A 19,487-nucleotide genomic window follows, 5' to 3' on the forward strand; every position below is an offset into this window, starting at 1 on the left:
CGCATGTCCACTGCCCCGCAAAAGCCGCTCGCGATTCGTGAGCGTCTGTCCGAAGTCCGCTACGAAATCCGGGGCGAACTGGCCAGACGAGCGCGGGAGTTGGAGGCGCAGGGCCGCAAGCTGATCAAGCTCAATATCGGTAACCCCGGTGCGTTCGGGTTCCGTGCCCCGGAGCATCTGCAGCGTGCGATCGCCGACGACATGGGCCGCACCGATCCGTATACCCATCAGCAAGGCCTGCCGGAAGCGCGCGAAGCGGTCGCCAAGGCGTATGCGCGGCGCCAGCATCCGGATGCGCATCCAGACCGCATCTTCATCGGCAACGGCGTCAGCGAGCTGATCGACCTGTCGCTGCGTGCGCTGCTCAACCCCGGCGACGAAGTGCTGGTGCCCTCGCCCGACTACCCACTGTGGTCGGCGGCGACCATTCTCAACGACGGCCGCCCGGTGTATTACCGCTGCGCGCCGGAGAATGGCTTCCAGCCGGACCCGGTGGAGATCGAGACGCTGGTGTCCTCGCGCACCCGCGCCATCGTGCTGATCAATCCGAACAACCCCAGCGGCGCCAGTTATTCGCGCGAGCTGCTGGAGCGCATCGTGGCGATCGCCACCAAGCACAATCTGCTGCTGATGGTCGATGAGATCTACGACCAGGTGCTCTACGACGCCGCCGCCTTCGTGCCGGTGGCACCGCTGGCTGGTGCGCACCCGTGCATCACCTTCAGTGGCCTGAGCAAGGTGCATCGCGCCTGCGGTTGGCGGGTGGGCTGGGCACTGCTGTCGGGCGATCAGGCACGCATCAACGACCTGCGCAACGCGATGGACCTGCTCGGCGCGCTGCGCCTGTGCGCCAACGTGCCGGGCCAGTACGCCATCGATGCGGCGGTGAACGGGCCGGACACCATTTCGGCGTTGTGCGCTCCCGGTGGTCGTTTGTATGAAACCCGCCGCGCGGTGATCGAGGCCTGCGCGGCCAGCGAGCATCTGTCGCTGGTGGCACCGGCCGGTGCGCTGTACGCGTTCCCGGCGGTGGTGGGTGCGGCGGCGCGCAACTTCGACGATCACGCGTTCGCACTCGACCTGATGAATGAAGAAGGTGTGCTGGTCGTCCCAGGCTCCAGTTTCAACGTGCCGTACCGTCATCACTTCCGCGTGACCTTGATGCCGGAAGCCAGCGTGATGCGCGATGTATTCGCCCGCATCGACCGCGCATTGGCACGCCGCGCCGAAGCGGTCACCAAGGTGGTTCCGCTCAAGTCGCGCAGCGTGGCGTGATGGCGGCGCTTGGCATGCCGCTGCGCTATCTGGCGCTCGGCGATTCGTACACCATCGGCGAAGGCGTCGCGCCTGCCCAGCGCTGGCCGATGCAATTGGCGGATGGGTTGCGTGCTTACGGCTGGAGCGTGGCGCCGCCGCAGATCATCGCCACCACCGGCTGGACCACCGACGAGTTGCAGGCCGGTATCGACGCCGCTGCACCGCAAGGCCCGTTCGAATTGGTGAGCCTGCTGATCGGCGTCAACAACCAATACCGCGGGCGCGCGCTGGATGAGTACCGCCAGCAATTCGATGCGCTGCTGCTGCGTGCAATGACCTTTGCGCAAGGCCATCCCGCACGCGTGTTCGTGCTGTCGATTCCCGATTGGGGCCTGACTCCGTTTGCGCGTGCACAAGGCGGCGATGCCGCGCTGATCGGCGCACAGATCGATGCCTTCAACGCGATCGCTGCCGACCGTTGCAGCGCGCACGGCGTGCGCTTTGTCGACATCACGGCCACCAGCCGCGATGGCGGCGATGCGGCGGACATGCTGGTGGACGACGGCCTGCACCCCTCCGGCGAGATGTATGCGCGTTGGACCGCATTGGCGTTGCCGGCGGCACGTGATGCGCTGGGCGCTGTGGGATCCCTGGACACGACTGTCTAGATCCCAGCACTGTTTGGCGCACATCTGCGTTGTGCCTTTGCATACGAATCTCTGACCCTGCATCTGCGGCACAACGTATGGCACGTCATGTCAGCTGCTTCGCTGATGCTAGATGCGGCTGGCAATCGCGCGTTCGTCGGTACACCCGCCGCAGCACCACCTCGCCGCGTGCGATGTCGAAAAAGAGCGCCCCTTCGAATACGGCTACGCCGCTTAAAAACATGATTCGGCCCTACCCCAATCAGCCCGACAGGCCCTAAGCTAGCCGCGCACCACGCCTGATTGCCAAGGAACGACATTGCACAGCACTGCCACCCAACCGATGAGCCGCGCGCAGGCATTGAAGATTGCAAGCGCGTTTCTGCCGCCGCATCCGCTGGGTAACCGCTACGACTACTACTACACGCAGGCCAAGCTGCGCACCGACCCGTTGTATCCGGGTGTACTGGCCGAGCTGCGCAAGACCACTGCGCCGGTGCTGGATCTGGGCTGCGGGCTCGGCCTGCTTGCCCATGCGCTGCGCGCCGATGGTCAGGCGCTGGCGTATCACGGCGTGGATGTGGATGCGTCCAAGATCCGCCGCGCGCAGCACATCGCGCAGCGGTCCGACCTGGGCAACACCAAGTTCGAAGTGGTCGATCTGAGTGTGGCGTGGCCGCAGCATCAGGGCAGCGTCACCATTCTGGATGTGCTGCAGTATCTGCAGTCGGACATGCAGGCCAGTCTGTTACGCAGCGTGGCGCAGATGCTCACGCCCGGTGCGAAGCTGGTGATCCGCAGCGCGCTGGGCGATGCCAGCCGCCGCGGCCGTACCAGCCGCGTCACCGACGTGCTGGCGCATCTGAGCGGCTGGATGCAGCGCATGCCGCGCAGCTATCCCACCCGTGACAGTCTGCAAGCGCATCTGGAGGCGGCCGGTCTGCACGCCACGTTCGCGCCGCTGTATGGCAACACGCCGTTCAACAACTGGCTGATCGTGGCCGAGCCGCGCTGAGCAATGCGCTACGAACGACGGCTACCCGTAGCGAGCACTCGTCGATTAGAGATGGCAGGGGCGAAGGAATTGCCGTGTACAGGCGGTACATGCAGCCCCGACACTGATTGCGCCCGCATTGCAGTGAGCACGGTCGTTGTCCTGGTCGCGCTTAATCCGGCCGCCGCCCCACCAATCCGCGCGCCTGCATCGCCTCCAGCACGCCCCGCAGGATGGTGAGGTTATGGCCGTGCGCAGCACCTTCGTGCAGCAGCACGATGGCGCCGGGCTGCAGGTCGCGCACGATGCGCGCGATGGTGGTCTCCGGCTCGCAATGCACGCCGTCGAAACCGCGCGCGCTCCAGGCCACGCGAGTCAGCCCGTGCGCGCGCAGAGGCGAGGCGACGAAGGGGTTGGTCATGCCCACCACCGAGCGGTACAGCCGTGGCGCCTGGCCGGTGATGCAGGCCAGCACGCGCTGCGCCTGACCGATTTCCTGCGCCATGCGGCGCGGCCCCAGCGCCCAGAACCACGCCTGCGGATGGGTATGACTGTGGTTGCCGATGCCGTGCCCGCGGCGCACGATCTCGCGCACCAGTTCCGGCCGCTGCTCGGCACGCGCGCCGACCACGAAGAAGGTGGCCTTGGCATCGCAAGCATCCAACAGGTCGAGGATGGCCGGAGTGTCGTCGGACGGGCCATCGTCGATGGTCAGCCACACATGCGGCACGCGGCCGGGTAGCCGTGCCAGCACCGGCGCATACAGGCGCGCGCGCGGCAGGAACACCGGCACCACGAACAGCGCATGCGACAGCAGCAGCGCCGGCAGCCCCCAGACCCAGCCCAGATGCCACCACAGCATCGCCACCGCAGCCTGCGAGAGGGCGAACAAGCCCACCCAGCGGTAGGGGTGGGAGGGGATGCGATACAGCGTTTCCGGCGTGGTCATGCCGCATGATGCCATGCGGCGTAGAATGCCCGGTCTCCACGCTCTCACCGAAGTGCTGCCATGTCCCTCGATCCCGCCCTGCGTTCCCGTATCGATACGCTGCTGCAATCCAGCCGCGTGGTGCTCTTCATGAAAGGCCAGCCCGGCATGCCGCAGTGCGGTTTTTCGGCCAAGGCAGTCGGCGTGCTGGACGGGCTGGGCATCGACTATGCCCACGTCAACGTACTGGCCGACCAGGAGATCCGCGAGGGCATCAAGGCCTATGGCGACTGGCCGACCATTCCGCAGCTGTACGTGGACGGCGAGCTGATCGGCGGCAGCGACATCATCCTGCAGATGGCCGACAGCGGCGAGCTGAGCAGCATGCTCGGCCTGCAGGTGCCGGATCGCAGCCCGCCCAAGATCACCATCACCCCGGCTGCGGTGGAGATGCTCAAGGGCGCGCTGGCCGATGCGCCGGATGCGTCGCTGACGCTGGCCATCGATGCCAATTTCCAGCCCAATTTCCAGCTAGCGCCAACCAATCCGAACGCCATTGCCGCCGAATCCAACGGCCTGCGCGTGCAGTTCGACCTGGCCAGCGCACGCCGCGCCGACGGTATCACCATCGACTGGGTGGACGACATCCGCGGCCGCGGCCTGGCCATCGACAACCCCAATGCGCCCAAGCCGGTGCAGGAGCTGTCGGTGCGCGATGCCGACGACCGCCTAAAGGCCGCCAGCCTGACCCTGGTGGACGTGCGCCCGGCCGACGAGCGTGCGCTTGCCACCGTGGCCGCACCGTTCCGCACCCTGGATGCGCACGAGCGTGCCGCGATCGAACAGCTGCCCAAGGACACCCCGCTGGCATTCCTGTGTCACCGCGGCGGTCGCAGCCTGCAGGCGGCCGAACATTTCCGCAGCCTGGGCTTTACCAATGTCTACAACGTCACCGGCGGCATCGATGCCTGGTCGGACGAAGTAGACAATGGGGTGGCGAAGTACTGATCAACACTGGGCGGTCGCTGCAGGGTCGCGGCTGCCGCGCACGCGTCTAGTCGCACATGTAGAGTGCGGCGCTGGCGTGACCCGTGCGACCACGACTTGCACAGATGCAAGCTGCTTGGGCACACCGCAGACCGAAACGGGCGCTCCTTGGAGCGTCCGTTTTTTTCATGGATCAACCTGCACAAGGACATCGCTGCAATGCACACCCGCTTGCGCTCTCTCGCCCTGGCCGCACTGCTGCCACTGGCCGCCTACGCAGCCGAACCGTCGCGCGCCGTGCTGCTGGTCCAGACCTACGACAACCAGCCGACCGACGCTCCGCTGGAATACATTCCGGTATGGCTCGGCAAGAGCGTGGCGAAGGAATCGACCCTGCCCAATGCGCTGCTGAGCCAGCCGCTGCAGATCTTCAATGCAGGCGTTTCCGCCGGCAACGTGCGGCTTGCGGCGCTAACGGTGGACGACAACAGCATGTGCGGCGGCACTGCGAAGCTGCGCATCAAGGGCAACCCCACGTTGGCCGATTCGCCATTGCTGTCGACGGTGGACGTAAACCCCGGCAAGCGCTTTGCTGGCCGGGCGGCGACTGCCAGCGAACAGGCCGAGCTGTTCCGCCAAGCCGGCGAGACCGCGCAACTGCACAAGAGCGTCAAGCCGGCGGCACTGACGCAGGCGCTGGCAGCGTTCAATGCCGATCGCGCTCAGGATCTGGCGGCGCTGCAGATCGTCACCGATACGCAGCAACCGCAGCGGCGCGTGGCCGTGCTGACCTCCAATCATCCGATCAAGACCGGCAATCCGGACAACCCCACCGGCGTGCTCGTCGTGCTTGCGATCTTCGAACATGACGGCAGCCGCTGGCAGTTCCGCAAGGGGCACGCTGCGAGCGGCTGCGACGATTGCGAAGACCTGCCGCTGCGCACGCATCTGTTGCAGTTCGGCGACATCGACGGCAACGGCACGCTCGATTTCGTGCTGTCGGAAAGCGGCTACGAAAGTTACGGGTTCTATTTACTGCTCGGCGAAGGCCCCACCTGGCGTTCGGAAGCGTTGCCGGGCGGCTGCTGATCGGTTCTTTAGTGCATGCGCGATCGCTGTTGCGGCATTGCGCGTGGCGCGCATCCACCCACTGCAAGGCCGACGCTAGTTCGGCGCTAGCGCTGTCGTTGCAGACGCCGCACGGCAAACCGCAACTGCCGGCATGCAACTAACCGACGCCGGTCTTCAACCGGCAAACCCGCCTTCATCCAGAAACTGCTGTTCTTCTGCCGTGGTCTCACGTCCCAGCACCGCATTGCGGTGTGGAAACCGGCCAAAGCGCTGAATAATGCGCTGATGCTCCAGCGCCGAGTGGGTGCTCTCGGCGTCGCCCAGCGCAGTGATCAGCTGCACCGCACGCGCCTGCTCATCGGCGTCTTCGGCATGCCCGAAGGGCAGATAGAAAAACAGGCGTAATTGCGCCGACACCTGTTGATCGAAGCCGCTGGCGAGCGCCTGCTTGGCATGCTGCAATGCCAGCCCGTCGGTGGCGTAGGCATGTGCGCTACCGCGAAAGGCATTGCGCGGAAATTGGTCGAGCAGGATCAGCAGCGCCAGCGCATCTTCGGCACGCGCCATCCAATGCGCATAGTCGCCCCGCGCAGCAGCAAAATGCTGCTCGCTGAAATGCTGGCGAAAATTGGCATCGAACGCATCGTTGTGCGTGAACCAGCGGGCCGAACCGGCCAGCTCCCAGAAAGCCAGCACTACATCGGCCTGCTTATTGCGCTCTGTTTTGGCAATCATCGACGCTCCCCCTGAGGAATACGGCACAGCATGCACGCTTGCATGTGATGAAGCAGCCGCAACCGCACCTTCAGCACTTGGCAAGCACGGCGCTGGCGGCTAGGTTTGCGGCCTACGCTTTCGTTTCACCGGGGAAATCCATGCGTTCCATCCTGTTCGCCGCGCTGGGCGCGGCAGTGCTGTGCGGGCCTGCGTCTGCGGCACCGCGCTTCGTGCAAGACCCCTACCCCAGCACCTACCGAGCGCTTGCGTCCGGTCCGGTGCTGATCCAGCACGCCACGGTGCTGACCGGCACCGGCGAGCGGCTGGACGATGCCGACGTGCTGCTTCGCGACGGCAAGGTGGCCGCTGTCGGCAAGGCGCTCGAGGCGCCCGCGGATGTGCGCCGCATCGACGGCACCGGCAAGTGGGTGACGCCCGGCATCATCGATGTGCACTCGCATCTGGGCGTCTACCCCAGCCCGGGCGTCAGCGCGCATAGCGACGGCAACGAAATGACCGCACCGGTCACGCCCAACGTGTGGGCCGAGCATTCGATCTGGCCGCAGGACCCCGGCTTCGGCACCGCGCTGGCCGGTGGCATCACCTCGCTGCAGATCCTGCCGGGCTCGGCCAATCTGATCGGCGGGCGCGGCGTCACGCTCAAGAACGTGGCGTCCACCACTTACCAGGGCATGAAATTTCCCGGCGCGCCGTGGGGCCTGAAGATGGCCTGTGGCGAGAACCCCAAACGCGTGTATGGCCAGAAAGGTGGCCCCGGCACGCGCATGGGCAACGTGGCCGGCTACCGCGCCGCGTTCATCGATGCGGCCGAGTATCTGCAGAAGAACGCACCGAAAAAGAAGACCGCACAGAAGCGTCATTGGTGGAGCAGCGGCGGCGACAACGACAGCGGCGGCGATGCCGGCGGCAAGCGTGATCTCAAGCTCGACACCTTGGCCGGCGCCATCAACGGCGATATCCGCGTGCACATCCACTGCTACCGCGCCGATGAAATGGCGACCATGCTGGATCTCTCAAAGGAATTTGGCTTCCACATCGCGGCCTTCCATCACGGCGTGGAGGCCTACAAGCTGGCCGACCGCCTGGCGCAGGAAAACGTCTGCGGCGCGCTATGGGCCGATTGGTGGGGCTTCAAGATGGAAGCCTTCGACGGCATCCAGGAAAACATCGCACTGGTCGATCGCCCGGCCAACAGCTGCGCCATCGTGCATTCGGATTCGGAAGAAGGCATCCAGCGGCTCAACCAGGAAGCCGCCAAGGTGATCGCCAACGCGCGTCGCAGCGGCATGGAGATTCCACCCGAGCGTGCCATCCGCTGGCTCACCAGCAACGCCGCCAAGGCGCTCGGCATCGAGCAGCAGACCGGTGCCTTGGAGCCGGGCAAGATGGGCGATGTGGTGATGTGGAACGGCAACCCTTTCAGTTCGTATGCGTTGGCCGAACAGGTGTACATCGACGGCGCACAGGTCTACGACCGGCACAACCGCGCACTGCAGCCAGTATCGGACTTCATGCTTGGCCAGGAGATGGCACGATGAGCCGCGCAACCGGTGTGCGTCCGCGTTTGCGCGCGATCGCGGCGTTGCTCATGGCCACGCTTGCATTGCCGGCCTTCGGCCAGCAGGTCTTGATACGCGGCGCTACCGTGCATACCGCCACCACTCAGGGCACGCTGCAGAACACCGACGTGCTGGTGCAGGGCGGCGTGATCCGCGCCATCGGCCGCAACTTGACGGCGCCTAGCGATGCCCGTGTGGTCGAGGCGAAAGGACGCCCGCTGACACCGGCCTTGTTCGGCGGCATCACCGAGATCGGCATCGAAGAAGTCTCCGGCGAAGAGAGCACGGTGGACAGCGGCGTCAAGCTGGCCGACCAACCGATGCGTCCAGAATTCGACGTCACCCTGGCCTACAACCCCGATTCGGTACTGGTGCCCGTGGCGCGTGTGGAAGGCATTGGCTTCACCGCGCTCGGCGCCACCACCAGCGGCGCCTTCATTGCCGGCCAGGGCGGCATCGTGCGGCTGGACGGCAGCCCGGATCCGCTGGGCCCGCATGCGCTGTTTCTCCGTATTGGTGCAGCGGCATCCGATCTCACCGGCAGTTCGCGTGCGGCGCAATGGATGTTGCTCGATCAACTTGTTGCCGAAGCGCGCGGACGCATCCCGGCCGATTCGCCACATGCATTGCTGACCCCGGTCGGGCGCGGCGTACTGGCAAAATATCTGGCCGGCCAGGGGCGCATCGTGGTGCAGGTGGAACGCGCGGCCGACATCCGCCAGTTATTGCGCTGGGCGCAGCGCGAGAAGGTGCGCATTGCCATTGCCGGCGGCGCCGAAGCATGGAAGCTCGCGCCACAACTGGCGCAGGCCAAGGTCCCGGTGCTGGTCGACGCGCTGGCGGATCTGCCATCGACCTTCGACCAGATCGGCGCAACGCTGGAAAACGCCGCACGTCTGCGCGCCGCCGGTGTGGAGGTCAGCTTTACCCAAAACGGCGATGCCTCGCACAACGCACGCAAGCTGCGCCAGCTGGCCGGCAATGCGGTCGCCAATGGCTTGCCCTGGGAATCCGGCCTGGCCGGGCTGACCCGCGTGCCAGCGGAGATCTTCGGCGTGGGCGATCGCATCGGCAGCATTGCGGTCGGCAAGCAGGCCGACCTGGTGCTGTGGGAAGGCGACCCGCTGGATGTTGCGCACTACGCCGAGCAGGTCTGGCTGGGCGGCCGTGACATGCCGATGCGCTCACGCCAGAGCGAGCTGCGCGACCGCTACATGCAGCAGGCCGGCCCGCTGCCGCGCGCCTATCTGAAGTAAGCGCGTGCGGCGCGCCCTGTGTGCGCCGCATTCGTTAGCACCGCGTTTCATCGTTGATCTACCGGCACACTGCTTCAGGGCTCCGCTGCCATTTCAGCGGAACGCGCTCGCCAAGGAGTGCTCATGCGCCCGCCACCTACCCTGCTGTCGTCACTGGTCGCGTTACTGCTGTTGCTGCCGCTGTCGGCCACTGCCCAATCGGGATGGATCAACCAGCAGGGCGAAGCGATTGCGGATTCGCCCAGCCGCAAGATGGTCCAGGGCTTCGGCGCCAGCCTGCTGCTGACCTCGGATGCCGACTGGGCGGCAAAGTGGAACACGCCCAGCGACACCACGCCGCACTTCAACGAAGTGGATCATGTCAGCACCGGTGATGCGCTGTTTCTGCTGATCTTTATCTCTCATCCGGGCCTGGATGCGCAGCAGCGCGCCGATGTGGTGTGCAGCATCCGGGTCATCGACCCCACCGGACATGCCGAGCAGAACGCGGTTGATGCACCGTGCCTGCAAGGACCAATCGGAGGTGACCCGGGCAATGTCTTCCTTGCACACGTCGGTATGACTGTCCACGCCGAGGCGAGCGAGCCGCCGGGCCGTTGGCAGGTGCAGGTCACCCTCATCGATCGCCAGCGTGGCCTCAGCATCCCACTCAGCACCACCTATACGCAGGGCCGCCAACGCACGCGTGCAAAACCGCGATGAGCCGTCTTTCGATGCATGGACGCGCCCGCTACCTGCTGCTCACGTTCGCCGTGTTGGCCATCGAAATCGCGATCGGCGCCGGCAAACTCGGCGGGCCGTGGGTGCGCGGCAGCCTGGGCGATGTGCTGGCGGTGATCCTGGTCTACTGCGGGCTGCGTGGCATGCTCGCGCTCGCACCACGCTGGGCCTGCGTGCTGGCCGTGGCTATCGGGTGCCTGATCGAAGGCCTACAGGCGACCCACCTGGCCGATCGCCTGGAGCTGCGGCCTGGCAGCGCGGCCTACATCGCGCTCGGCAATACCGCCACCCTGCACGATCTGCTGATGTACCTGATCGGCGGTAGTCTGGCGTACACAGGCGATGTGCTGTCATGGCGTGCTACCACGTCTCGCCGGCGACGTTCGCTGCAGTGATGTAGCCCATCAGGCCTATCGCATGGTTTCGGTTTCGCTCCTGGCACCGCTCGGCAGCTGTGGCGTCTCGCCCTGGCCGATGCCATGTGCCCGCACCGCCGCTGCACGACCGTGAGCTCGCTTTTCCAAGGTGGCGGCCTGCGTTCGATTGATCGCGACGTGTTGCGCCAGGCACCCGCCAATCTTCAGCGCGGGATGGAAGCGGTGGGCGGGCGTCTGATTCTCACCACCGACGCGTTGCTGTTCCAGCCACACGCATTCAATGTGCAAACACAATCGTTGAGCGTGCCGTTTCGGCAGATCGTGGCGGTGCAGCCCTGCTGGACGCGCCTATTCGGCCTGCTGCCGATCGCGCCGACATCGTTGGCGGTGCGGTTGAGCGACGGAAACGAACATCGCTTCGTGATCGGCAAGCGCGACCAATGGATGGCCGACATCGCCTCGGCACGGGACAGGGTGCGCTGAGCCCTGCGATGGTGCCGCCTTGTCATAGAGCAGCCAACGAAGCGTCCGCATTCATCGCCAGATGGGAGCGGCTGGCGATCGGTGCGGCATGTGCCACTCGTGCACCGCTGTGGCTCGACGCCGCCCACGTCTCCCTGACAAATGCGTCCTATGGTTTGCCAGCGTCTCTGGTGCATGCGCTCTTCCTGACAATCGCAACTACCCACTGCACCGACCGGTCAGCGATGCCCGCATTCGGCCAACCACGCCCATCTTGATTGCTGGAATTTCGAATAGTGCGCACATTCTTGGTCTCCGGCGCTCGCCTAGCATCGCGCGCATGCATCGCACCGCTGTCCTGCGTCCGCAAGGTCACCACCATGCCCCGTCATCGCCTGCACACCTTCGCCTGCGCGCTGTTGCTCTATGCCGGCGTCAACGCGCCTGCATTGGCCGACTTCGGGTTCACCCGCAGCGGCGATCGCGTAATTGTCGACAGCGGTGCCGAGCTGGTGTTTTCGGTCAATGCACACAATGGCGATATCGTGTCGATGTGCTATCGCAATAACGAATTGCAGACCACCGAACCAAAGGGCTCACACATCGCTTCGGGGCTGGGCAGCGCCAGCGTGGACGCACGCATCGTGGGCGGCACGATCGTGGTGTCCGCCAAGGCCGGCGATTTGATCCAGTACTACATCGTGCGCAAGGGCCGCAACGCGATCTACATGGCCACGTATGCGCCAACCTTGCTACCAGTGGGCGAATTGCGCTTCGTCGCCCGCTTGAATGTGCCCAGGTTGCCGAATGCGCAGCAAGAACCCGATTCCAATGTCGGCACGGCGATCGAAGGCAACGATGTCTTTCTGTTGCCGGATGGACGCACCAGTTCCAAATTCTATTCCGCACGCCGGATGATGGACGACCAGGTGCATGGCGTCGGCGGCTCGGGCGTTGCAGTGTTCATGCTGATGGGCAACCGTGAGCACAGTGCGGGCGGCCCCTTCTTCAAGGATATCGCCACGCAAAAGACCCGTGTGACACATGAGCTCTACAACTACATGTATTCCGATCACACCCAGACCGAAGCATTTCGTGGTGGCCTGCATGGTGTGTATGGGCTGCTGTTCACCGATGGCAGCGCGCCGTCCAGCAGCCAGCTCAACACCGAGTTTGTTGATGGCACGCTGGGTCTGGCCGGCTATTTGCCGGCAAACGGGCGCGGCGCAGTCAGTGGGCACGTCAGTGGCGTGTTACCTGGCCAGCCAGCGGTCATCGGTCTGCGCAACGCGCAGGCGCAATACTGGGGCACCGCCGACGGCAACGGCGATTATCAGGTGGCAAGTGTGCGCCCGGGCAGCTATCGCATGACGCTCTACCAGAACGAACTGGAAGTAGCACAGCGCGACATTGAAGTGTTTGCCAACGCCACCGCGCAAGCCACACTGCATGCGGTCGCCTTACCAGGCACGCTGAAGTGGCAGATCGGCATTCCCGATGGCACGCCGGCTGGGTTCAGATACGCGGATCTGTTACCGCATGCACACCCTTCCGATGCGCGCATGCGCTGGTCTCCGGTGACCTACACCGTCGGGTCGAGCAGCCTGAGCAACTTTCCGGCGGTACAGTGGCGCAGCATCAACACGCCGAGCCGGATCGACTTCACCCTGGCCGCCAACGAGGTACGCGGCTATCGCCTGCGCATCTTCGTGTCGTTGGCGCAGGGCAGTGCGCGCCCGCAGATCAGCGTGAATGCACGCTGGAGCGGACCGGCGCCTGCTGCCCCCACGCAACCGAAGACACGCGGCATTACGCGGGGCACGACGCGCGGCAACAACACCCTGTACGAAGTGGACATCCCCGCCGCTGCATTGCAGGCCGGCAGCAACCGCATCGAGATCGGCATTGCCTCCGGCTCCCCGGACAACGGCTACCTCAGCCCGGCAATCGTGTTTGACAGCATCCAACTGGTAGCGTTGTAGCAGCGACCGACAATACCGCCACGCCGTAGCCAGCACGCGCTGCCGATGCGTGGCATCGGCATGCAGGCTTGGCCGTTGCCATGTTCTTCGCATCAGCGTCGCACCACAGCGATGCGGGTTGACCACTCCAAATCACTACATGCCATGCACCGCGCTCGATGACGCGCGGTGCATGGCACTTGGCTCAATCAAGAAAATGACACGGCATTCGCCTGTCATTCCCGCGACGCAGGCACACACGTCAGCGTGCACCCGACACGTGTCAACTGTGCACTATCGCAGCTGACGATGCGATCATCGCCGCACTTAGTTGGCCGCAATCGACCCGGTCAGCGACACCGTGCCCATCCCACCGGTGACTTCGAAGCCGGCCTCCACTACCTGCAGATACAAACTGCTGTTGTAGCGGCCACCGCCGCCGCGCAACGCCTGCAACTTGGTCAAGAACGCTTTGACGTCCACGTTGACATTGCCCTTGGCCGGCAGCGCATTGCTGTTGCCCGCAGTGCCATGCGGAATGAAGGTATATACGTAATAGCCAGCAGCCGAGTTATTGCCCTCCCACAAATCGTAGGTCACGCCGCCTGAGGTAATCGCGTTGGCGGTAGTCAGGGTGCCGACCGGATACGAATTGTTGGCGCCCCAGATCATCACTTCCAGTTGCGGGTTGCCCTTGCTGGCGTCCGTGCGAAAGAACAGGTCGTAGGCGAAATCGCCGGTCTGCCCGCTGCCCTTGGTGGTGAACGCCAACGTCCCGCTCAGGCTGTTGATCTTGGATACCTGATGCGGAAAGTAGCTATCGGGGGCCGGGTTCATCGTGTAGTGCCAACCGCGGCAGATTGCCGGATAGCCGTACAAGTTACCGCTAGGCAGGTTGTAGGAGATGGTCAGGCTTGGCGTGCTGCCGCTGCCGAAGGTGGCCTGGATGTTGTTATTGGCGTCGTTGAAATTGTTGTTGTATGCGTACTGCGTGCCATAGACCTTGGTCTGGCCGGTGTAGGCACTGGCGCTGGTCGCGACCAGCAGCAAGGCCAGCGCAGCGGCGCGCGGCAACCGACCACAATGGGCAAACAGCAGCGAGTGGGAACGGCGATGCATGTGCATGGATGTACTCCGAAAATGGATGGACCAACCACGCCCACCTGAATCGGCATGACGCCGAGCAGGGGGCGAACGACCCTCGCGCATCCGGCAAGACGACGCCTGCGCGTCACCTACCGAATGTCTGCGCACTGACGGGGCGCAGACGCGGTCATCCATGCAGACCGGTCACCATGGCCTCATCCGATGTGCGATGCCACGCTACAGGCGACACACATATGGCCACTTCGTTGTCGTGTGCACAGCGAGCTGCGCAGAGATTGGCTATCGAACAGCAACAGGCCGCGCGCAGGCTGCGGCAGGCCCATCCCTGACAAAACGTACGCAGGCCGACCGGTAATGGCGGCCGGCTCAACACAGCAGCGGTTGCGGTTACTTCGCATCCAAGGTTGCGCTGACCTTGGCCCACTCATTGCCGCGCACCACCTCAAAGCCCGCTGAGGTGACGGTCAGCTCGGGCGTACTCTCGGTGCTGAAAGTGCCCTGGATGATGTTGTTTGGATCGTTGAACTTGTTCACCCACGCATCGTGGGTGCAAACATTTTTGTGCGGGCCGGCGAGCGCCGCGGGGGCGAGTGCTACCAGACCGAAAGCCAGCGTCGCGGTCCACCAGCGCACCGCGCGCCGCCGCGTGACCGGCGTCGGCGTCCGGGCGCCAGTGTGAGGAAGGGAGCTGGATGGGCGGTTATGCATGTTGACGCTCCGTGTGATGCAGCACGCCGGCACTGTGCAGCGCCGTCGAGATCCGCCGTGCGGCGATCGGGACTGGACCCTAGCAGTGGCGTCGCCAGGGGAGCTATACCGATTCCGGTAGCCCTACCCCGCCAAGCGCGATAGCGGGCGCCACCTTGCACTTGGAGCGTGCGCTGGCTATCAGTTAGCGACCTGGACAGGCGCGCAGCGCCACGTATCGCATCACGACAAGGGCGTACCGGGGTAACGAATGGTGCACAGCCACATGCGCATCGACCACGTCCTGGCATGCCGACGCGGCGTCAGTTGCCTGTGCACTGGCTATTCCGGCGCAGTGACTTGGTGGCGGGGACACCCACGTGCGCCAGCCCGGGAGCCATCCACGCGATACACGCTGCGAACCAACCTCCACGTCAGACCTACGCGGAAGACCCGTTTTGCGATAGCGTTCGCACGACAGACAACGCAACAGCCGGGAGGGGGCGAGGATGCGTATCGGAATCGTGGTGGACAGTGCGTGCGATCTGCCGCAGGACTTCATCCAACGCAACAACGTGATCGTGCTGCCGATCAGCGTCCGCATCGGCGAAGCCGTGCTGGCCGATCATCGCAATGAAGAAGCCACGCTGAGCTTTCTGCAGGCGCATGTGGCCGAACGTGGACACGAGGCGGAAACCACCCCGTTTTCGGTCAACCAGATCCGAGATCTGTTCCTGCAACAACTGGTCATCGACTACGACCACGTGTTCTGCCTGACCATCTCCAAGCTGCGCAGCCAGATCTACGACAACGCCATGCAGGCCAGCTTCGCGATCCTCAACGACTACAAGCCGATCCGTCAGGCTGCCGGCCACACCTCGCCGTTCGCGCTACGGGTGATCGACACGCTCAACCTGTTCGCCGGCCAGGGCATCACCGCCGTGGAAGCGGTGCGCCTGCGCGACCAGGGCCAGAGCGTGGCGGCGATCCGCACGCGGCTGGAGCAGCTGGCCGAGTACACCTATGGCTACATGATCCCGCGCGATCTGTATTACCTGCGGGCGCGCGCACGCACCAAGGGCGATCGCAGCGTGGGCCTGATCGGCGCGGCGCTGGGCAGCGCACTGGATATCAAGCCGGTGCTGCGCGCGTATCGCGGCGTCACCGAACCGGTGGCCAAGCTCAAGGGCTTCGAGCCGTCGGCCGAGAAACTGTTCGGCTTCACCGTGCGCAAGCTCCGCGAGGGCCTGATGACACCCACCGTGTGCGTGGGCTATGGCGGCGAGCTGGCCGAGCTGCATGCCCTGCCCGGCTATGCCGCGTTGCAGGCCGCCTGCCAGAGCCATGGCGTGGAACTGTTTGAAAGCGTGATGAGCCTGACCGGCATGGTCAACGTGGGCAAGGGCGCGCTGGCCGTGGCCTTCGCTGCCGAACCGCATGGTTTTTCTGCCTGAAGCAAGCGCTTGACGGTACACGGCCTTCGACGGTGCTCTCACCCCGCCTCGGCTAGTGTGCGCCGTCATTCAACGGAGTGTGTCCATGCCTGTCAGCTACTCGATCAGCCTGCCCGACCCCAAGCTCGCCCGCGGCAGCGCGCCATCGGTGAGCTTCACCGCCAACGGCGCCGAGGCGTTTGCCGAACAGTTGCAGGCCGCACTGCGTGATCCGGCCTGGTTCGATCGCTGGCGCCAGCTCCAGGCCGACCCGGACGAGGTGGACCCCGCACTGGGCGTCACCGATCCGTCAGCCACCGTCACCGGCAAGCAGGACGACCTGCGCGTCGACCTGGTCGCCACCACCAGCATCCCCGGCGACCTGTTCAAACAGCGCATGCAGGCCCTGGCCGGCCATCACTGGGAAATGCGCGACGTGCGTTGACGGTGTGCGCCGCCATGCTGCATGCGCATTGGCGCGGTCATGCCCGCGCCAATGCGCGGCGTGGCCAGCGCCATTTGAGGTTCACCGCCAGCGTGCCGAGCACGATCAGCGTCAGGCCCAGCCATTGCACAGGCACCAGCGCGTGGCCATACAGCAGATAATCCAGCAGCAGCGTGACCAGCGGGTACACGAAGGCCAGCACCGCGATCGTGGCCACAGGCAGATGCCGGTACGCCGAATAGAACAGCACGTACACGATTCCGCTGTGGATCACGCCCAGGCCCACCAGCCACACCCACTGCATCCCCGGATGCAGCGCGGCACTGCTCGAAAATCCGGCCAGCAACACCGTCCCGACCCAGCACTGCACCGTGACCACCGCCAACGGCCGCTCGCGACTGATGCGTCGCGACATCAGCAAGGATGCGCCGCATAGCAAGGCCGCCAGCAGGGTCAGCGCAATCCCGAGCAGATAGCCGCGGTCGGCCGCCTGCCACAGCCGCGCCGGATCGGCCGAACACGCCACGCCCACGAACGCCAGCAGCGTCCAGCCCAGATCGGCACGCCGCGTGCGCTCGCCCTGCAGCAACGCCGCCAGGATCAGCATCACGAACGGAAACACGTGATACACCATCGTCGCCACGCCGATCGACGAGCGCGCCATGCCGGCGAACAACGCCACCCAGTTCAACACCAGCAGCACACCGCTGATCGCCGCATCGCGCACTAACGCACGCTCGCGCCACAGCCCGCGCAGCTGCCCGCCGATCACACCGCATACGGTGAGAAACGACGCACCGAACAGGCAGCGATAGAACACCGCCGTTACCGGATCCTGCCCGCTCTCGTGCACGAAGACCCCAACCGACCCGATCAACACTTCGGCAACCAGCAACTGCCAGAGCGCACGGCGCGATGCGCCGGTCGATACAAGGCCAGCGGAAAGCGCGGCGCTCATGCAACGCTCCGGTTGCACGCGGCCTGCCTGTCGCACCGCCCATGCATGCGATTGCCCGATACGGCCGCGTCGCGACGCTGCATGCGCGATCGCGCAGCGCAGACGCAGTGACGATGCGCACCAGCCAGAACAACAGCGACGATATCGACAATAGGCACGATCGACCTCACAGGCAGGACAGAGGCCCGACGCATGCATCGGGCGCGTTCAGTCTGCAGTGCCATGCGCGACCATGACAGATTCAGATACCCTGTAAATCGACCAGTACAGATGGAGCCGGACGCATGTTGCTGTACGAGGCATTGGCGACGCAGTTGCGGCAGCGGATCGAGGACGGCACCCTGCGCGCGGGCGAGCGATTGCCGTCGATCCGGCAGCTGGCCGCGACCCATGGCGTCAGTGTGGCCACCGCCGTGCAGGCCTGCCTGCAGCTTGAGCGCGAAGGACGGGTGCAGGCGCGTCCACGCTCGGGCTACTTCGTCCGCACCATCGCCTCGACCGCACCGGTCGCGGCCAGAGCACCGCGGCAACGCAAACCCGGCATGGTCGGTAACCCCGCGCTGCAGCGCGTACTCGATACCGTCGCCCGTACCGACCTGGTGCCACTGCATACGGCCACGCCGGCCCCTGCATTACTCCCCGGTACGCAGCTGGCCGCAGCCTTGGCGCGGCAGTTGCGTCGACACCGCACTGCCGCGCTGGACTATGCCCCGCCCCAGGGCAACGCCGCATTACGCCGGCAGATAACCCAGCGTTACGCACATTGCGCCACCAGCGTGGTTGCGGAAGAAGTGGTGATCACCGCCGGCGCGATGGAAGCCATCAGCCTGGCACTGCGCACGGTGACCACGCCGGGCGATGTGGTGCTGGTGGAGACCCCCACCTACCACGGCATCCTGCAAGCCGTTGCCGCCTTGCGACTGAAGGTGCTGGAAGTGCCCAACCGGACCGGCGCGGGGATCGATGTCGCCCGTCTGGATGCACTGCTGCAACGCACGCCTGCGCGCGCAGCGGTGCTGGTGCCCAACTTCAACAATCCCAATGGCAGCCTCACCCCCGACAGCGCCAAGCGCGCACTGCTCGACAGCTGCGCCCGACATGGCACGGTGGTGATCGAAGACGATATCTACCGCGAGCTGGATTGGTCGGGTCAGCATCCACGCCCGCTGCGGCATTTCGACACGCACAACAACGTGATCACCTGCGGCTCGTTTTCCAAGGTTGTGGCGCCCGGGCTGCGCGTTGGCTGGCTGCTCGGCGGCGACTGGACCGACGCACTGGTACGCGCCAAGTATTTTTCCACCGTTGGCAGCGCCAGCCTGCCGCAACTGGCATTGGCCGATTATCTCGCGCAACACGATCTGGAACGGCATCTGCGCAAGCTACGCCGCACCCTGGCCGACAACGGCCAGCGCCTGCGCGATGCGATCGTGCGGCATTGGCCGCAGGGCACACGCGTCGGCGACCCGGCGGGCGGCTTATCGCTGTGGCTGCAGTTGCCCGATGGTGGAAGTGGCCAGGCCTTGTTCGAAGCCGCGTTGGCCGAAGGCATCGGCACCTCGCCGGGTCATCTGTACTCCAGCCGTGGCGACTACGCAGATCATCTCCGCCTGAGCTGCGGCCAGCCATGGAGCGAAACGCTGGAACGCGCGATGCGTCGGTTGGCGAAGCTTGCGACGCAGGTGGCGCGTTAGCTTGGTTGTTGGCTTGAACTTTCGATTTGTCGTTGCCGTTGTCGTTTGCCGCCGACTTCGACTTCGACTTCGACTTCGAAAAACGCTATCGCCGCACCTACGTGACGCGAACGTTCAGATGCACGGTGGCGAGCCCCCTCCCTGCGGGGCGAGAAGGCACTGCTTGCGCGCCACTGGCGCGCGTGCCTTGGAGCGCCCCCGCCGCT

General features: G+C 65.1%; 18 protein-coding genes and 1 pseudogene. 14 read left to right on the plus strand and 5 right to left on the minus strand.

Annotation, left to right across the window (positions count from 1 at the left end; all coding sequences use genetic code 11):
- Positions 1 to 3: 3 nt before the first annotated feature.
- The 3 genes from XpruCFBP8353_RS04475 (at position 4) to XpruCFBP8353_RS04485 (ending at position 2,919) form a co-directional block, all read left to right on the plus strand.
- Entirely contained in the window at positions 4 to 1,275 is a 1,272-nt protein-coding gene (locus XpruCFBP8353_RS04475) for a pyridoxal phosphate-dependent aminotransferase (RefSeq protein ID WP_101362083.1), read from the plus strand.
- Positions 1,275 to 1,925, plus strand: a complete 651-nt coding sequence (locus XpruCFBP8353_RS04480) for an SGNH/GDSL hydrolase family protein (RefSeq protein WP_101362084.1) — start codon at positions 1,275 to 1,277, stop codon at positions 1,923 to 1,925. The genes XpruCFBP8353_RS04475 and XpruCFBP8353_RS04480 overlap by 1 nt, the downstream gene beginning before the upstream one ends.
- A 322-nt stretch (positions 1,926 to 2,247) precedes the next feature.
- Positions 2,248 to 2,919 (plus strand): class I SAM-dependent methyltransferase, encoded by a 672-nt coding sequence (locus XpruCFBP8353_RS04485; RefSeq protein ID WP_101362085.1) that lies wholly within the window; start codon positions 2,248 to 2,250, stop codon positions 2,917 to 2,919.
- Between the two features lie 151 nt (positions 2,920 to 3,070).
- On the opposite strand, the gene XpruCFBP8353_RS04490 is transcribed toward XpruCFBP8353_RS04485, so the two are convergent.
- Positions 3,071 to 3,862 carry a polysaccharide deacetylase family protein gene (locus XpruCFBP8353_RS04490; RefSeq protein WP_207759572.1) on the minus strand — a complete coding sequence of 264 codons (792 nt, stop codon included), beginning with the start codon at positions 3,860 to 3,862 and terminating at the stop codon, positions 3,071 to 3,073.
- 45 nt (positions 3,863 to 3,907) lie between these two features.
- On the opposite strand from XpruCFBP8353_RS04490, the gene grxD reads away from it, so the two are divergent.
- Together grxD and XpruCFBP8353_RS04500 are read left to right on the plus strand one after the other, a co-directional pair.
- Positions 3,908 to 4,834, plus strand: coding sequence for a Grx4 family monothiol glutaredoxin (grxD, locus tag XpruCFBP8353_RS04495; protein WP_101362087.1), 927 nt, complete (start codon positions 3,908 to 3,910; stop codon positions 4,832 to 4,834).
- 198 nt (positions 4,835 to 5,032) lie between these two features.
- The gene (locus tag XpruCFBP8353_RS04500; RefSeq protein WP_101362476.1) at positions 5,033 to 5,902 is read left to right on the plus strand and encodes a hypothetical protein; all 870 of its coding nucleotides are present in this window, start codon (positions 5,033 to 5,035) and stop codon (positions 5,900 to 5,902) included.
- Positions 5,903 to 6,058: 156 nt separating this feature from the next.
- Here XpruCFBP8353_RS04500 and XpruCFBP8353_RS04505 read toward each other — a convergent pair whose 3' ends face one another.
- Positions 6,059 to 6,619 carry a DUF924 family protein gene (locus tag XpruCFBP8353_RS04505; RefSeq protein ID WP_101362088.1) on the minus strand — a complete coding sequence of 187 codons (561 nt, stop codon included), beginning with the start codon at positions 6,617 to 6,619 and terminating at the stop codon, positions 6,059 to 6,061.
- Between the two features lie 140 nt (positions 6,620 to 6,759).
- Between XpruCFBP8353_RS04505 and XpruCFBP8353_RS04510 the strand changes: the two genes are divergently transcribed.
- From XpruCFBP8353_RS04510 to XpruCFBP8353_RS04535, 6 genes are all read left to right on the plus strand, one after another.
- Positions 6,760 to 8,160 (plus strand): amidohydrolase, encoded by a 1,401-nt coding sequence (locus tag XpruCFBP8353_RS04510; RefSeq protein ID WP_101362089.1) that lies wholly within the window; start codon positions 6,760 to 6,762, stop codon positions 8,158 to 8,160.
- The gene (locus XpruCFBP8353_RS04515; protein WP_101362090.1) at positions 8,157 to 9,437 is read left to right on the plus strand and encodes an amidohydrolase family protein; all 1,281 of its coding nucleotides are present in this window, start codon (positions 8,157 to 8,159) and stop codon (positions 9,435 to 9,437) included. The genes XpruCFBP8353_RS04510 and XpruCFBP8353_RS04515 overlap by 4 nt, the downstream gene beginning before the upstream one ends.
- A gap of 123 nt (positions 9,438 to 9,560) precedes the next feature.
- Complete coding sequence (locus XpruCFBP8353_RS04520; RefSeq protein ID WP_101362091.1) at positions 9,561 to 10,139, plus strand: hypothetical protein; 579 nt, start codon at positions 9,561 to 9,563, stop codon at positions 10,137 to 10,139.
- A complete protein-coding gene (locus XpruCFBP8353_RS04525) occupies positions 10,136 to 10,552 on the plus strand; it encodes a ribosomal maturation YjgA family protein (RefSeq protein WP_101362092.1) in 417 nt (138 codons plus the stop codon). The genes XpruCFBP8353_RS04520 and XpruCFBP8353_RS04525 overlap by 4 nt, the downstream gene beginning before the upstream one ends.
- Positions 10,553 to 10,690: 138 nt before the next feature.
- Positions 10,691 to 11,017: a hypothetical protein gene (locus tag XpruCFBP8353_RS04530; protein WP_165786149.1), complete on the plus strand. Its 327-nt coding sequence runs from the start codon at positions 10,691 to 10,693 to the stop codon at positions 11,015 to 11,017.
- Positions 11,018 to 11,376: 359 nt separating this feature from the next.
- A complete protein-coding gene (locus XpruCFBP8353_RS04535) occupies positions 11,377 to 12,978 on the plus strand; it encodes a rhamnogalacturonan lyase B N-terminal domain-containing protein (RefSeq protein WP_101362477.1) in 1,602 nt (533 codons plus the stop codon).
- A 306-nt stretch (positions 12,979 to 13,284) separates the two neighbouring features.
- Here XpruCFBP8353_RS04535 and XpruCFBP8353_RS04540 read toward each other — a convergent pair whose 3' ends face one another.
- Together XpruCFBP8353_RS04540 and XpruCFBP8353_RS04555 are read right to left on the minus strand one after the other, a co-directional pair.
- Positions 13,285 to 14,076 (minus strand): GH12 family glycosyl hydrolase domain-containing protein, encoded by a 792-nt coding sequence (locus tag XpruCFBP8353_RS04540; RefSeq protein WP_243391058.1) that lies wholly within the window; start codon positions 14,074 to 14,076, stop codon positions 13,285 to 13,287.
- 444 nt (positions 14,077 to 14,520) lie between these two features.
- A pseudogene (locus XpruCFBP8353_RS04555) lies at positions 14,521 to 14,772 on the minus strand (cellulase S); the annotation flags it as partial.
- A 488-nt stretch (positions 14,773 to 15,260) separates the two neighbouring features.
- On the opposite strand from XpruCFBP8353_RS04555, the gene XpruCFBP8353_RS04560 reads away from it, so the two are divergent.
- Entirely contained in the window at positions 15,261 to 16,205 is a 945-nt protein-coding gene (locus XpruCFBP8353_RS04560) for a DegV family protein (RefSeq protein WP_101362094.1), read from the plus strand.
- A gap of 85 nt (positions 16,206 to 16,290) precedes the next feature.
- Positions 16,291 to 16,629: a hypothetical protein gene (locus XpruCFBP8353_RS04565; protein ID WP_162300940.1), complete on the plus strand. Its 339-nt coding sequence runs from the start codon at positions 16,291 to 16,293 to the stop codon at positions 16,627 to 16,629.
- 37 nt (positions 16,630 to 16,666) lie between these two features.
- On the opposite strand, the gene XpruCFBP8353_RS04570 is transcribed toward XpruCFBP8353_RS04565, so the two are convergent.
- Entirely contained in the window at positions 16,667 to 17,587 is a 921-nt protein-coding gene (locus tag XpruCFBP8353_RS04570) for a DMT family transporter (protein WP_101362096.1), read from the minus strand.
- 284 nt (positions 17,588 to 17,871) lie between these two features.
- Between XpruCFBP8353_RS04570 and XpruCFBP8353_RS04575 the strand changes: the two genes are divergently transcribed.
- Positions 17,872 to 19,281 carry an aminotransferase-like domain-containing protein gene (locus XpruCFBP8353_RS04575; RefSeq protein ID WP_101362097.1) on the plus strand — a complete coding sequence of 470 codons (1,410 nt, stop codon included), beginning with the start codon at positions 17,872 to 17,874 and terminating at the stop codon, positions 19,279 to 19,281.
- The last annotated feature ends 206 nt before the right edge of the window (positions 19,282 to 19,487 follow it).

Origin of the sequence: Xanthomonas prunicola, assembly GCF_002846205.1 — a bacterium.
GTDB classification, from domain to species: Bacteria; Pseudomonadota; Gammaproteobacteria; order Xanthomonadales; family Xanthomonadaceae; genus Xanthomonas; species Xanthomonas prunicola.

Excerpts from the sequence above, each read along its gene's own strand:
- XpruCFBP8353_RS04485 (WP_101362085.1), top strand. The coding sequence starts at position 2,248 with ATGAGCCGCGCGCAGGCATTGAAGATTGCAAGCGCGTTTCTGCCGCCG.
- grxD (WP_101362087.1), top strand. The coding sequence starts at position 3,908 with ATGTCCCTCGATCCCGCCCTGCGTTCCCGTATCGATACGCTGCTGCAA.
- XpruCFBP8353_RS04565 (WP_162300940.1), top strand. The coding sequence starts at position 16,291 with ATGCCTGTCAGCTACTCGATCAGCCTGCCCGACCCCAAGCTCGCCCGC.
- XpruCFBP8353_RS04520 (WP_101362091.1), top strand. The coding sequence starts at position 9,561 with ATGCGCCCGCCACCTACCCTGCTGTCGTCACTGGTCGCGTTACTGCTG.
- XpruCFBP8353_RS04535 (WP_101362477.1), top strand. The coding sequence starts at position 11,377 with ATGCCCCGTCATCGCCTGCACACCTTCGCCTGCGCGCTGTTGCTCTAT.
- XpruCFBP8353_RS04540 (WP_243391058.1), bottom strand. The coding sequence starts at position 14,076 with ATGCATCGCCGTTCCCACTCGCTGCTGTTTGCCCATTGTGGTCGGTTG.
- XpruCFBP8353_RS04490 (WP_207759572.1), bottom strand. The coding sequence starts at position 3,862 with ATGGCATCATGCGGCATGACCACGCCGGAAACGCTGTATCGCATCCCC.
- XpruCFBP8353_RS04560 (WP_101362094.1), top strand. The coding sequence starts at position 15,261 with ATGCGTATCGGAATCGTGGTGGACAGTGCGTGCGATCTGCCGCAGGAC.
- XpruCFBP8353_RS04575 (WP_101362097.1), top strand. The coding sequence starts at position 17,872 with ATGTTGCTGTACGAGGCATTGGCGACGCAGTTGCGGCAGCGGATCGAG.
- XpruCFBP8353_RS04510 (WP_101362089.1), top strand. The coding sequence starts at position 6,760 with ATGCGTTCCATCCTGTTCGCCGCGCTGGGCGCGGCAGTGCTGTGCGGG.
- XpruCFBP8353_RS04525 (WP_101362092.1), top strand. The coding sequence starts at position 10,136 with ATGAGCCGTCTTTCGATGCATGGACGCGCCCGCTACCTGCTGCTCACG.
- XpruCFBP8353_RS04480 (WP_101362084.1), top strand. The coding sequence starts at position 1,275 with ATGGCGGCGCTTGGCATGCCGCTGCGCTATCTGGCGCTCGGCGATTCG.
- XpruCFBP8353_RS04570 (WP_101362096.1), bottom strand. The coding sequence starts at position 17,587 with ATGAGCGCCGCGCTTTCCGCTGGCCTTGTATCGACCGGCGCATCGCGC.
- XpruCFBP8353_RS04505 (WP_101362088.1), bottom strand. The coding sequence starts at position 6,619 with ATGATTGCCAAAACAGAGCGCAATAAGCAGGCCGATGTAGTGCTGGCT.
- XpruCFBP8353_RS04475 (WP_101362083.1), top strand. The coding sequence starts at position 4 with ATGTCCACTGCCCCGCAAAAGCCGCTCGCGATTCGTGAGCGTCTGTCC.
- XpruCFBP8353_RS04515 (WP_101362090.1), top strand. The coding sequence starts at position 8,157 with ATGAGCCGCGCAACCGGTGTGCGTCCGCGTTTGCGCGCGATCGCGGCG.
- XpruCFBP8353_RS04500 (WP_101362476.1), top strand. The coding sequence starts at position 5,033 with ATGCACACCCGCTTGCGCTCTCTCGCCCTGGCCGCACTGCTGCCACTG.